The sequence below is a fragment of the Streptomyces sp. NPDC040610 genome (assembly GCF_055594065.1).
Genome location: NZ_JBVIXA010000003.1, coordinates 564,653 through 577,628, shown reverse-complemented (window position 1 = coordinate 577,628; position 12,976 = coordinate 564,653). Strand labels below are relative to the sequence as shown.

The window sequence follows — 12,976 nt, the reverse complement described above, 5'->3', positions numbered from 1 at the left end:
CAGCGACTCGCACACGGGGAAAGCAGAGCCGGGACAACCCATGACGTACGACATCGCGGCCCCGGAACCGGCGGGTATGATCGCCTCGCTCAGTTCCCTGGGTTACTCCCTCCCTGCGGCCATCGCCGACCTCGTGGACAACAGTGTCTCCGCGAACGCACGGAACATCGACGTCGAGTTCACGTGGGCTGGACTGGATTCGTGGGTCGCGGTCGTCGACGACGGCAACGGCATGGACGCCGGTGAACTGGCCACGGCGATGACAGTGGCCGCGCGGGGGCCCTCCACGCCACGGAGCCCCACCGACCTGGGACGGTTCGGCGTCGGCTTGAAGTCCGCGTCGTTCTCCCAGGCCAGACAGCTTACCGTCGCCACCGCCAGGTCGGGGGAGTGGCACGTGCGTACGTGGGATCTCGACGTCGTCGAGGAGTTCGGCGAGTGGCGCCTCCTCCACGGTGCGGACGACGAGACGACCGAGCTGTTGACCAGGATCAGGGGTACAGCGGGCCACGGGACGATCGTGTTGTGGCGGCGCCTGAACGGGTACCGCGTGGACGGCGTGACGGAGGACGACGAGCAGACCCAGAAGCAGTTCTATGCTGAGGTGGACCGCGTCGGGGCACACCTGGGAATGGTGTTCGCACGCTTCCTGGTCGGCAGCCGACGGCGCTTCATCCGTGTGTCCGGTGACGTCGTCGAGCCGTGGGACCCGTTCCTGTCGGGTCATCCCTCCGTGCTGCCCCTGCCTCCCGAAACCCTCGTGCTCGGCTCCGGGCGCGTAAGGGTCGAGGCGTTCGTGTTGCCGAGCGCCCAGCGTCTGACCGACGAGGAGTACGAGAAGGCCGCGGGCCCACGTGGGTGGCTGGACCAGCAGGGGTTCTACGTCTATCGCCGGGACCGGCTGATCCTGGCCGGTGACTGGCTCGGGCAGAAGGGCCTACGCCGCGAGGAGAAGTACAACCTGGCGCGGATCGCCGTGGAGATCCCCGTGGAGACGGACGTTGAATGGGGAGTCGACGTCCGCAAGTCCAGCGTAGTTCCGCCCGTCGGTCTGCGCCCCCACCTCCGCCGCATCGCCCTGCGCGCACGCGGGCAGGCCGCCGACGTGCTCCGGCACCGCGGGCAGATCGCCGCACGCACCCACGGCGACCCGTTCGCCTATGCCTGGAAGGTCGGACGCCGGGACGACCAGGTCACTTGTCGGATCAACCGTGAACACCCCCTCGTGACGGCGCTGTTGCGGCGCGGCGGCGAGGCACGGGACGTGCAAGCCCTGATCCATCTGCTGGAGGAGACGGTGCCCGTCACCGCGTTACGGGTTCTGCACGAGACGGACACCGTCGACGATCCAGAACCCTTCGGCGGTCCCGGACCGGCCGACGCCAAGACGGCCCAGGTCGCACAGCGGATTTACGAGGTGATGATCCTCGACGGCCGGTCTCCCGCCGCAGCCCGGGAGCGGTTGAGGACGATGCCTCCCTTCGACCAGATGCAGGGGTTCTGGAACACGTGACCCCGTTGTCAGTGGTCGCCTCTACCCTGCTCGATACCCTTCCAGTCCACCCGGAGGTCCGTTGTGAACCCCGTCCCCGAGGAAGTCGACGAGTCCCTCGCCAAGGCGAAGCGCCTGGTCCTGGCGATGTTTTCTCAGGACCGTCAGCCGTCTCCCAAGGAGGTCGACAACGCGGTCACCGTCATCTTCGGGATGCTGGCCGGCCAAGGAGAGGTGCTGGACAGGGACAGGCTCGCCAAGGAGATCGAACAGGTCACGGCGGTCTTCCAGGAGGGGTCCTCCGGCTTGGACGACGGGGACACGACGAAACATGAACCCTGGCTGCCGGAGGCCAAGAACGACCGTGAGTGGGAGTTCTGGGAGCGCTACCGCCGCTACCTGGAGGACGTGCGCAACCTGCCGCCCGCGGTCGTGCGCCGCTTGGACCAGAGCACCGACGAGGTACTCAGCCAGCTCGAGGACCCCCGGCGTGATGGTTCCTGGCGCCGGACGGGGCTCGTGATCGGGCAGGTGCAGTCCGGGAAGACCGGGCAGTACATCGGGCTCGCCTCGAAGGCCGTGGACGCGGGGTACCAGCTCGTGGTGATCCTCGCCGGCATTCACAACGACCTGCGCAGCCAGACCCAGCTCCGTGTCGACGAGGGTCTGCTCGGCTTCGACTCCCAGCACCAGCAGCGGTCCAACGAGGCGGGCAGCCGTATGGGCGCTGGACGCATGCCGGGGGCCAAGCGGCTGGACATCGCCTCACCCACCAACAGCTCGGAGAAGGGCGACTTCGGTCGCTCCGCGGCCAACGCCTTCAACTCCGTTCGCCTGGGCCACTTCCCGGTCGTCCTCGTGGTCAAGAAGCACTGGAAGATCCTTGAGTACCTGCGCAACTGGGTCAAGGAAGTGAAGGGCACCGAGGACGAGACCGGCCGCACCGTCATCCGCGACATCCCCCTGTTCGTCATCGACGACGAGGCCGACAACGCCTCCGTCAACACGAAGCGCGACCCCGAGGCCGACCCGACGCGGACCAACGGCGCGATCCGGGAGCTCATGCGGACCTTCGACAAGTCCGCGTGCGTCGGGTACACGGCGACACCGTTCGCCAACATCTACATCGACCCCGACGTCGAGCACCCGACTTTCGGCGCGGACCTCTTTCCCGATAGCTTCATCCGCGCCCTCCCCTCTCCGTCCAATTACCTCGGCCCGGAACGCGTCTTCGGCCTCCAAGTCGACGACGAGGACGAGGAGGACGTCGCCCCGTTGCCGCTCCTGCGGTCCGTGAACGACGCCGAGCGTTGGATCCCGAGCAAGCACAAGTCCTCGTTCGGCCCCTCCGATGACCTTCCGCTGTCGCTGCGCGAGGCGATCGCCTCGTTCGTGCTCGCGTGTGCGGCCAGGAAGGCCAGGGGACAGGCGCGGATGCACAACTCCATGCTGGTACACGTCACACGGTTCACTGCGGTCCAGCGGATCATCCATGACCAGGTGTTCGACTACCTGGGCTTCCTCAAGGACTCCCTGCGTGACCGCCACGGGCAGGCTTCCCAGCAGACGACGGCCGAGTTCCGGACCCTCTGGGAGCGGGACTTCGTCCCCACCACCGACCAGTTCCCCACGGGCGAGGTCGAGCCGCTGAGCTGGGAGGAGGTCTCCGAACACGTCCAGTCGGCTCTGCGCAAGATCGTGGTCAGGACCGTCAACGGCGCGTCCCGGGACGCGCTCGAGTACTACGAGCACCGCAGAAACGGTTTCTGGGTGATCGCCATCGGTGGTCAGAAGCTCTCCCGGGGGCTCACCCTTGAGGGGTTGACCGTCAGCTACTACCTCCGGACGTCCAACACCTACGACACGCTGCTCCAGATGGGCCGTTGGTTCGGCTACAGGCCCGGCTACGAGGACCTGTGCCGGCTGTACACGACCCCGGCGCTTCAGGCCAAGTACGTCGAGGTGACTGCTGCGACCGACGAACTACGGCGTGAGGTCGAGGAGATGGCGGCGCTCAACCTCACACCGAGCCAGTTCGGGTTTAAGGTTCGCGCCTCCTCCCTCGGCCTCACCATCACCGCTCCCAACAAGATGCGCCAGGGCACTCCGGTGAGGTTGAGCTATTCCGGGGAAGGGCCCGAGACGACGCTCTTCAATCTCTCCAAGAGGGTGCGTGAGAACAACCTGAAGCTCTTGGGGGACCTCGTCCGGCGCATGGACAGCACTTCGGCACCGGAGCCCGAGGCCCCGGGCGGGAGCGTGATTTGGACCGGAGTCCCCCGCGAGGCCGTCTCGGAGTTCCTTTCAAAGTACGTCACCGACTCGATGGCCGCGCGGGTGCGGCCGCGGTTCATCGCGAAGTACATCGACAAGTGCGCCAACGTGAACGAGCTGTCCGAATGGACGGTGCGTCTGGTCGGAAAGGCGGCGACGGAGGAGACACAGGAAGTCGCCAACCGGAAGATCGGCCCCGTGTCCAGGGCCCCGATCAACGACCCCGGGTACAAGACCGACGGGCGCTACATCATCCGCCGTCTCGTCAGCCCCAAGGATGAACAGACCGGTCTCGACCCCGACCAGGTGAGCACAGCCCTGGAAAACACGCAGAAGGCCGCGGAGAAGAAGAAGAAGGTGAAGGTCCCCCGGGCTCCCTCCGGTGAGCACCTGCGCCACCAGCGCCGTCCGGACCAGGCACTGCTGCTGATCTACCTGGTCGACCTCGCGGAGCGGGAGATCTCCGCGCAGCACCCCCCGCTCGTGGGTTTCCAGGTTAACTTCCCCCGCTCCGAGCACCAAGCGGAGACCGAGTATGTCGTGAACAGCATCTGGAAGCAGGAGGGGCTGGACGACGACGTCGACGACGAGGAGGACTCGGAGTGACCGTCACCGAGGAGGAATGGCAGGAACTGGAGGCTCCGCAGGGCACTCCGGGACGGTCCAGGCTCCGGCTGCACCCGGAGGCGCCGCTGGACGTCTTCCTGTCGGTCACCCATCCCGGGCACCAACGGATGCTCGTGCTCCGAACCGACGCGCACTCGGCGGACCACATCGTGCGCTCGGTGGGAAAGCTGCCGAAGGCGGCCGGCTTCGAGATGCACCTCAGCGCCGTGTCCCGCCTTGAGTACGAACTTCAGGTGATCCTCACCGCGAACGAGCTCAGGGAGGTTTTCAACCCGCTCGTCAGTGACGTGGCGGACACCGTCCGGAGCGCCCCGGAGGCCGCGGCCGCCCTGACAGCGGCCGTCGACCGGTTCGAGAGGTGGCAGGACCTCCTACGTGCAGTCAGCAGGGACGGCCTGGGACCCGAGGCACGTCGCGGCTTGGTCGGCGAGCTCCTGGTACTGCGTGATCACCTTCTCTCCGTCCTCGACCCCGCCGAGGCCGTGGGGGCGTGGACCGGACCGAGCGGAGCCAACCAAGACTTCCAGATGCCCCGGGTCGCGATCGAGACGAAGGCCAGCACGGCCAAGCGCCCGCGGGGTCTCCGCGTCACCAGCGAGCGGCAGCTGGACGACACCGGCACCCCCGCCCTCCTCCTGGCACTCACCTTGCTTGACGAACGACGAGGCGGCACCGGGGCGAGCCTGAACAGGCTGGTGAATGAGATACGGGAGCGGCTCACCAGCCCCGCCGTACGAGCCCGCCTCGACGGACGCCTCATCCAGGTCGGGTACCTGCCCGGCCAGCACGAGCTGTATGACGAGCCCCGCTACACCCTCCGCGACCTGCGTTTCTGGCACGTTCGGGAGGATTTCCCGAGAATTGTCGAGTCTGACCTCCCCGACGGCGTCGGGGACTGCTCGTACCACGTGAGCACCTCCGGCCTCGACCGCTTCCGTGCCACCGCCGACGAGGTGACCGAACTCATCAAGGGGCCCTATGCCTGACCTCGACCTGTCCGCGTACTCCCGCGACCTCGTCGCGGACGTCCAGGCGGCCGCCGACGCCGAGCGGACCACGACCCCGGAGGCGTTCACCCGCAAGGTCCTCGACGACCTGGAAGAAGCCGGTATCGCAGCCAACACCTTCACCGCGTACCACATGGCACACGGCCATCTCGTGCACGGATACGGTGTGGGTGAGTCGGGCGAGTGCTTGGACCTGTTCGTCACGGACTTCCACTTAGACCCCCTGGAGTCCAAGCTCTCGAAGAGCGACACCGAGACCGCCTTCCGACGGCTCCTCAGCTTCATCAGGCGCTGTCGCGACGGACTACGGCGGGACATCGACCCGTCCTTCGACGTCTACGACATGTGCACGGCCGTCGAGAAGGCCCTCACCGAGGTGAGGTGCATCAGGCTCTTCCTCCTCAGTAACCGTGTCAGCACCGGCGCCGCGGTCCCGCCCACCGACTTCGACAACCTCCCCGTGACCCACGAGGTGTGGGACCTGGCGCGGCTCCACCGGCACGCGACGTCCGGCAGCGTCAGCGAACCGATCGTGGTCTCGTTCGACCCACCGCTGCCCTGTGTCTCCGCCCCGAGCAGCGATCCGGATCACTCGGTGACCATGGCTGTCATCCCCGGCCAGCGGCTGGCGTCGCTATACGGCGAGTACGGGCCCCGGTTGCTCGAACTGAACGTCCGCTCGTTCCTGCAGGCGCGCGGTGCCGTGAACCGCGGTATCAGGGACACCCTGCTCAACGCCCCGGGAAAGTTCCTGGCCTACAACAACGGGATCACGGCGACGGCGGCGAAGGTGGAGTTCGTCCATGGGCCGGACGGTCGCCCCACCGGCATATCCCGTGTCCACGGGATACAGGTGGTCAACGGAGGCCAGACCACCGCGTCCCTGCACTACGCGGAGAGCCGGGACAAGGCGGACCTGTCGAACGTCTCAGTGCAGATGAAGCTCACCGAGGTGTCGCCCGAGCGACTTCCGGAGATCGTCCCCCTGATCTCCGAGTACTCCAACACACAGAACCGGGTGACGCTCGTCGACTTCAGCTCGAACCACGTTTACCACGTGGCCGTCCAACAGATCACCCGGTCACTTTGGGCTCCGGCCACGGACGGAAGCGGCCAGGAGACTCACTGGTTCTACGAACGTGCACGCGGCCAGTACACCGACGCAGTGGCACAGGCCCGGACTCCTGCGAGACAACGCGCCTTCAAGACGCTCAACCCGCCGCGACTGAAGTTCACCAAGGCTGACCTCGCCAAGTACGTCAACTCCTGGAACCAGCTCCCGTTCCAGGTGAGCAGGGGAGCACAGAAGAACTTCTCCTCATTCATGGTCCGGATCAACGAGGTGCCTCCACACGTCAACGTGCAGTACTGCCAACGCGCCATCGCGATGGGCATCCTATTTAGGGCCGTGGACCGCGTGGCGGCGTCCCACGAGGCAGGCAGCTACAAGAGCATGATCACGACCTACACGCTCGCCCGTCTGTCCCTCGCCACCAACTGCCGGATCGACCTCGACCGTATCTGGCGGGAGCAGACGATCTCGCCGGCGCTTGAAACCGCCATCGACGACCTCTGCCCACAGGTGATGAGGGTCGTCATCTCGCCACGTGAGGGCAATCACGTGGGCGAATGGGCCAAGAAGGTCGCATGTTGGGACGCCGTGTCCAAGATCCGCTGGGCGGTCCCCCGTTCGCTGGAGGAGGAGCTGCGCGAGGACCCGTTGGACGAGGAGGCCCTCGCGGGAGGAACCGGCGTGCGCGAGGGCACCTCCGACGAGGTGGCGGCGGTCCCCGCGGACGAGTGGTACGCCGTCGAGCAATGGGCGAAGGAGACTCGGAACCTCGAGCCCTGGCAACGACAGCTCGCCGAGTTCGTCGGCAGACGCCTGGAGTTGGGCCAAGAGATCCCCGAGCCGCAGGCGGTCCAAGCGCTGCACGTGCGCAACGAAGCCCTGTCGCTCGGGTTCACCCCGAGTCCGTAGCGTCGCACGGCCACCTCCGTGCGACGGTTCGGAGGATCTTAGAGGTGACCACGCTCCAACAGGTCACTCACGGCGTCCTCGTGGCGGCGGAGAACGATGCGACCGTCTCCGTCGCTGAACGCCACGAGTTTGGCTCCGGCGTGATCCCCACCTCCGCGAGCAGCCCGAGCGAGAGCTGCACCCTGCCCTGTTCGTCGATCCCGATCTCAGCGGGTTCCTGAATCGTGGGGAGAATTGTGGCACCCTCCCCGTCCAAGAGCAGCACACGGTCTTGGATCACGAGCATGGCATCGGATGAGAAGTCGACGAGCACCGGTCGGGTCAGCACTGACAGAAGTCGGTACCTGAGCGGCCGTCGCACACGGGACACCGCACCGGAGGTGTCGCTACGGCGTGCCGTACACGGCCTTGGGTTGCGGTTCCGCCTCCAACGCAAGGTCGCCCCTCGCTGCACGGCCGACTTCGTCCTGCCCAGGTACAGGGTTGCCGTGTTCGTCGACGAATGCTTCAGGCACGGGTGTCCCGTACACGGCCCCACCACGTTCGGAGGGCTGAACGCCAGCCGCTGGGCGGAGAAGATCGAGACGAACAGACAACGAGACCGCAGGAACACCGCCGCAGCAGCGGACGCTGGCTGGACGGTGGTGCGCGTCGGGGAGTGTGAGATCCGCGCGGACGCCGAACGCGCCGCGCTCAGCGTCGCGCTGCGGTGCGACGACCGGTTCCGCGAGCCTGGGCGGGAACCGAGTCCCTGCCGCGCTCCCCGCTCATCGCGTCAGTGAACAGGTCGCTGGCGACGTTGTCCTTGTCGACGCAGTACCGAGCTAGGGGGCACTCGACGCAAAGCGGCTCTCTGGACCGGCAGACGGTGTTCCCGATGAGGCGCAGGGCCGCCATGCGCAGAGACGCTTCCTCGCCTGCTCCCACGAGCTTCACCAGGTTGACCCGGCCGTCGCTGAGCCTGTTCGTTCGGTCGGAGTCACTGCCGTTCAGCCTGGCGGCCACGCGTAGTGCGGCCTGTCCGATCCACAGCAGGTCCTTCCCCGTCAGCAGCTGATACAGGGTTGCCTCGGCGGGCTTCATCTTCAGCTGCTTCGGAATGGCGTCGGCGTCGTTCCACAGTTCCGGCTCGTCCAGAACGACGGCGAGCCGGTCGACCCGCGATCGCGCGGACTCGGTGGGTGCGGCGTCGAGCAGGGCCCGGTACGCGGTCTGCGTCAGGGTCGTACGTCCCTTGACCGCAGCGACCATCTTGGCGAGCTGAGCCGACTGCAGACGCGTTCCGGACAGCAGCGCGACCACCGTGGCCTGCAACGGTGACATGCGTTCCCCGGGCAGTTGGAACCAGTCGGCTCCCCCTCGACGCTCCGCCGCCCACTTGGTCAGGTCCTCACGCACCGTCCGCCAGTAGGGCTGAAGACCGCCCTCGGCCGACTCGTCCCCGCCCACGGGCAGCAGAGCCTCGGCAGCCGCCTGCCCGAGCAGCGGGGGAACCGCGTTGCCGATCTGCCGGAAGGCGTCACTGCGCGTCCCGGCGAAGCGGAACCGGTCCGGGAAGGTCTGGATCCGCGCCGCCTCGCGAACGGTCAGGGTCCGGTTCTGCTCCGGGTGGATGTACCAGTAGCCGTCCTTGGCGATGTGCGCGGTGATCGACCTGCTGAGGTCGCCCCAGTCCAGCTTCTTGTACTTGTCCGTGAACTGTTCGGCGTTGTAGCGCCGGAGCTCCGGGTCAACGTCCGAGTACAGGGACTTCGAGGTCATCTTGTCGAAGGTCAGCCAGTCGTCTTCCCGGACCCTGCGGGTCATGTGATCCCAGACGTGCTCCTTCGGCGCGCGCTTCCTCATTTCCCGTGCGAAGGACGACAGTTCATCGGGCTCGCTGTACTGCCACGTCCGGTCACCAACCTTCTCCCTGGCCTTGACCGGCAGCACGGGGAGGTCGCCGATGGCGTCGCGCAGTGTGGTGCGCCGTTCGCTCTCGGAACGCCAGTCGAACCGCTCCACGTCGTTCCGCGCCAGCAGGATCAGCCGCTTGCGATGCTGAGGAACACCGTAGCGCCACGCGTCGACGAGACGCACCTGAGTGGCGTATCCGAGCTCCTCGAGCTCCTGCTCGATCGTGCGGATCACGATGAAGTCGTCGCCGAGCCCCATGTCGGGCACGTTCTCCATCAGCACGGCGCGCGGACGCAGCCGCTTCACGACGTCAAGGTACGCCTTCCAGAGCTCCCTGCGGTGATCCTCCGGATCACGGCCGTGGTGCTTCACGAGGCTGCGGATCTTGCTGCGTCCGGCCCGGCTGAACGGCTGGCAGGGAGGGCCACCCGCAACGAGATCGATCTTGCCTTCTGCGGGCTTGAGAAAGGCTTCGAGCTCGTCTCGCACCTCGGGTTTGCCGAGGTCCATTCGGAGGCTCATCCCGGGGAAGTTCTTGGCGTGCGTCTCCAAGGCGCGCTCGTCGGAGTCCACGGACGCCGCCACGGTCCAGCCGGCTCGCTGGAGACCGAGGCTGAGCCCACCCGCCCCCGAGAACAGGTCGACGGCGAGTCGCCGTCCCTTGCCGTAGCCCTCCAGCCAGTCGGCGAACTTCTCGGGCTTGCAGCTGTTGCGGTTAGCCGGGAGCTTCAGCTGGTCGCTTCGTTCCAGAGGTACGCCGTAGTACTGCTTGGTCACAGTACGAACCTCCACACCGACGAGTAGAACGAGCACCAGGAGAACATGCTTCTGCTGGCAAGATCAAGGGACCGCTGTTCCGCCTGCCAAAAAGACCGAGGCCGACCGGTAGGACGCCGCAGGCATCCCGAGAATATTACGGGGCAACCGGCCCGTGCGGCTGATACACGACCTTAGCCTCATCCGTAGCGAACAATAGTACGGATCCGCATGGCCAAGATCACTACTGCGGGGCCGTCCTGGCGTTCTTTCTCTGGAGCCACAGGTTCAACACGGGACTCGTGGCGCAGGGAACGGACCGCGGCCGAATTCACCCCTCGCAGCGGCAAGAGATCGCGACGGACGTCAGTCGTTCGGCGGCATGGACAGGACGGGGCCGATGCTCCTGTCAGCAGTCGGCTCGCTGTCTGGTGGGGCGTAGCGTGAGATGTCGTCCGTCTCCGTACTGACCAGCGTGCGCTTGGAATCCGTCGGATACGCGAACGGGCCCGCGTGGTTGTGCATGAGCAGGAACACGCCTCCCGACAGCCGGGAGCGCCCCTTCGCTGCCGACTTCTGCTTCCCGCTCTGAGGCCGCCTCAACGACCTCGGGGGCGTACCAGAGGGATCGGTGCCGTCTCGACCGCGTCACCGTCGGCCGTCGTGACGGCTTCGAGTAACGCGATCTGCCGTTCAAGGGCCCTACTGAGCTTGTAGGCGTGTTATCGCTCTGGAGGCTGGTCGGCGACGCTGGCGGGATGAATGGAGCGATCTCTTACTCATGGCGCGACCCAATCACTGACGAGGAGATGGTCGACCTTGTCCGCTCCCATGGCGGCAACGCCGTTGTCGGCTGGTGGAGCAAGGTCAATGAGCACAGCCTCGGCTGAGTGGGGGCCCGTGATGGCGAGGGAGTCCTTGTCGGTTTCGTGAACGTGGCCTGGGACGGTGGAGACCACGCCTTCTTGATCGACACAAAGACTCGGGGATCGCACCAGCATCGCGGTATCGGGACAGCAGTTGTCCGTCTGGCGGCGGCCCGTGCGCGTGCGTCGGGGTGCGAGTGACTGCACGTTGACTTCGAGCCCAGGCTGCGAGACTTCCATTTCGACGCATGTGGCTTCCGCCCGACGGACGCAGGACTGATCCATCTGCCCTCTATGGGGTGATGATTTGCGCGTTACGTCTTAAACGGGTGGCCACGAGGCATCCGTCGACAAGGTTGCTGCGGTATTGGATTTGGCGGAGTCCGTACCGAAGGGCGCGCATCAGGTGGTCGGGGTCGGTGAAGGCGGTGTTGGCCTGGCTGCTGCGTCGTAGCAGTGACCAGATGCCCTCGACAGGGTTGAGGTCGGGTGCATAGGCTGGCAGGAAGTAGCAAGTGATCAAGTCGTGGGCGTCGATGAACGCCTTCATCCGGGCGTCTTTGTGCACGTTCAGGTTGTCTCATACGAGCACGATCGGCGCAGTGAGCTGTTGGTGGGCGGCGGTCAGCGGCTCGCGATAATCGGCCCAGGTGAAACTACGTCTGCCGCGCCCACTTGTGATCGACGTGCCGCTTGGACCGGTAGATCAGACGGGAGCGTTCGCCCTCCTTATAACAGGCCAGAGCAGCGATGGAGAAGCGGCACTGGGAGCGTCCCCGTACCCGGATGACGGGTGTGTGTCCGCGCCTGGCCCAGGTGCGGGTGGTCGGCGGCGTCATCGAGAAGCCGGCTTCGTCTTCGAAGCAGAGCCAGGCCCCGAGCGCCGACCACGGTGTTTCCACCTGTGGCCAGGTCTCCTTCACCCAGCCGGTGACGGCTTCCTCATTGCGCTCTGCCGCGCGGCGGGCGGGGACCTGGTGGCTGAAGCCGTGTCGGTGCAGCATCTACGCGATGGCTGAGAGCGTCATGCTCTTGTGGAACCGGCGCCCGATCAGCGTCTTGATCCGCGCGAGCGTCCAGGTCTGGTCCGGCCAGCCGTGCGCTACCGGCCCCTTGGCCAGCTCCTGCTCGAGCACCTCAAACAGTGTCTCACTCAGCTTGGGCCTGGACGCCGGTCCCCTCGACCCCAAGGCTGACCTTCCACCCTGTTCCCATACCTGGTGCCACCGTTGTACCGATCGCACGCTGACGCGCAACTGCTTGGCGACCGCGGCATTGTCGTGCCCCAGGGCGAACAACTCGGCCGCCTGCATCCGGATGTGCTCCCGAAACGCCCGTCGCTCCGCGATCAGACCGCCCCCTTGCGGGTACCTCATATGACAAGGCCTACCCGCGACAACCGCAGCTTGTCAGCCGCCGCGACATCACATCCAGAAGGTCAGTAATAGCCTCGTCAAGCGCGGCGAGGTCGGTCTCCCGCCCGAGGAAGCCGGTTCGATCACGCAGCCGCTCCTTCAACACCCGCTGGTTCAGCTCCTGCGTCCGCTCCGAGACGTAACCACCTCCGGGGCGGACCCGCCCGTGAGGTTTGTGACGACTGAACAGTCTCGATGCCACCGATCTTCCAACATCGGAGAAGGCCTCACTTCACCTTCACCAGGACGGCAGCGGTAGCCCCTGACGGAGCATCAAGCACGCCTGTCCACCAGTCGTCCACCGCGGCCCACTGCACGGCCCCGACCGGCTGCCCAGGCAGGAAAAAGCCAGGTCAGAAGCGCGCTGTGCCCATAGGGCCAAGAAAGCTCAACCTGGGGCCTACGCTTTGCAATGCGTAGGCCCCAGGTGTCCGATTGGCCCGGCTTTCAAGCCTAACGAATACAAGAAACCCCAGGTCAGGGGCCTGACCTGGGGTTCTACTGAGCCGCCTTCGGGATTCGAACCCGAGACCTACGCATTACGAGTGCGTTGCTCTGGCCATCTGAGCTAAGGCGGCGCGCGTCCCGCACCTATGGTGCGATCAGCAACGACGCCAAGTCTACACAGTTTCCGGGGGTGCTCCGTACACCCCTGCGAGGCG

Annotated in this window: 10 protein-coding genes, 1 tRNA gene and 1 pseudogene; 7 read left to right on the top strand and 5 right to left on the bottom strand. The window is 66.2% G+C overall.

Features of this window, described 5'->3' with window-relative positions; translation table 11 throughout:
• Positions 1–40: 40 nt before the first annotated feature.
• From ACZ6AA_RS15280 to ACZ6AA_RS15265, 4 genes are all read left to right on the top strand, one after another.
• Positions 41–1,513 (top strand): ATP-binding protein, encoded by a 1,473-nt coding sequence (locus tag ACZ6AA_RS15280; protein ID WP_471458352.1) that lies wholly within the window; start codon positions 41–43, stop codon positions 1,511–1,513.
• Between the two features lie 63 nt (positions 1,514–1,576).
• A complete protein-coding gene (locus ACZ6AA_RS15275) occupies positions 1,577–4,372 on the top strand; it encodes a Z1 domain-containing protein (protein WP_471458350.1) in 2,796 nt (931 codons plus the stop codon).
• Positions 4,369–5,379, top strand: a complete 1,011-nt coding sequence (locus ACZ6AA_RS15270) for a PD-(D/E)XK motif protein (protein ID WP_471458348.1) — start codon at positions 4,369–4,371, stop codon at positions 5,377–5,379. Before ACZ6AA_RS15275 ends, ACZ6AA_RS15270 begins: the two co-directional genes overlap by 4 nt.
• Positions 5,372–7,381 (top strand): AIPR family protein, encoded by a 2,010-nt coding sequence (locus ACZ6AA_RS15265; protein WP_471458346.1) that lies wholly within the window; start codon positions 5,372–5,374, stop codon positions 7,379–7,381. The genes ACZ6AA_RS15270 and ACZ6AA_RS15265 overlap by 8 nt, the downstream gene beginning before the upstream one ends.
• Before the next feature lie 67 nt (positions 7,382–7,448).
• Here ACZ6AA_RS15265 and ACZ6AA_RS15260 read toward each other — a convergent pair whose 3' ends face one another.
• Positions 7,449–7,709: a hypothetical protein gene (locus tag ACZ6AA_RS15260; RefSeq protein ID WP_471458489.1), complete on the bottom strand. Its 261-nt coding sequence runs from the start codon at positions 7,707–7,709 to the stop codon at positions 7,449–7,451.
• Between ACZ6AA_RS15260 and ACZ6AA_RS15255 the strand changes: the two genes are divergently transcribed.
• Complete coding sequence (locus ACZ6AA_RS15255; RefSeq protein ID WP_471458344.1) at positions 7,666–8,163, top strand: very short patch repair endonuclease; 498 nt, start codon at positions 7,666–7,668, stop codon at positions 8,161–8,163. The genes ACZ6AA_RS15260 and ACZ6AA_RS15255 overlap by 44 nt on opposite strands.
• Here ACZ6AA_RS15255 and ACZ6AA_RS15250 read toward each other — a convergent pair.
• Both ACZ6AA_RS15250 and ACZ6AA_RS15245 read right to left on the bottom strand, forming a co-directional pair.
• Entirely contained in the window at positions 8,075–10,054 is a 1,980-nt protein-coding gene (locus ACZ6AA_RS15250) for a DNA cytosine methyltransferase (protein WP_471458342.1), read from the bottom strand. The genes ACZ6AA_RS15255 and ACZ6AA_RS15250 overlap by 89 nt on opposite strands.
• A gap of 345 nt (positions 10,055–10,399) precedes the next feature.
• On the bottom strand, positions 10,400–10,570 hold the full coding sequence (locus ACZ6AA_RS15245; protein WP_471458340.1) for a hypothetical protein: 171 nt from the start codon (positions 10,568–10,570) through the stop codon (positions 10,400–10,402).
• Between the two features lie 221 nt (positions 10,571–10,791).
• Here ACZ6AA_RS15245 and ACZ6AA_RS15240 point away from each other — a divergent pair, with 221 nt between their 5' ends.
• On the top strand, positions 10,792–10,923 hold the full coding sequence (locus tag ACZ6AA_RS15240) for a hypothetical protein (RefSeq protein ID WP_471458338.1): 132 nt from the start codon (positions 10,792–10,794) through the stop codon (positions 10,921–10,923).
• On the top strand, positions 10,924–11,100 hold the full coding sequence (locus tag ACZ6AA_RS15235; RefSeq protein ID WP_471458337.1) for a GNAT family N-acetyltransferase: 177 nt from the start codon (positions 10,924–10,926) through the stop codon (positions 11,098–11,100).
• 91 nt (positions 11,101–11,191) lie between these two features.
• Here the strand turns inward: ACZ6AA_RS15235 and ACZ6AA_RS15230 are convergent.
• A pseudogene (locus ACZ6AA_RS15230) lies at positions 11,192–12,275 on the bottom strand (IS630 family transposase).
• Positions 12,276–12,818: 543 nt separating this feature from the next.
• Positions 12,819–12,892, bottom strand: a tRNA-Thr gene (locus ACZ6AA_RS15225).
• Between the last annotated feature and the right edge of the window lie 84 nt (positions 12,893–12,976).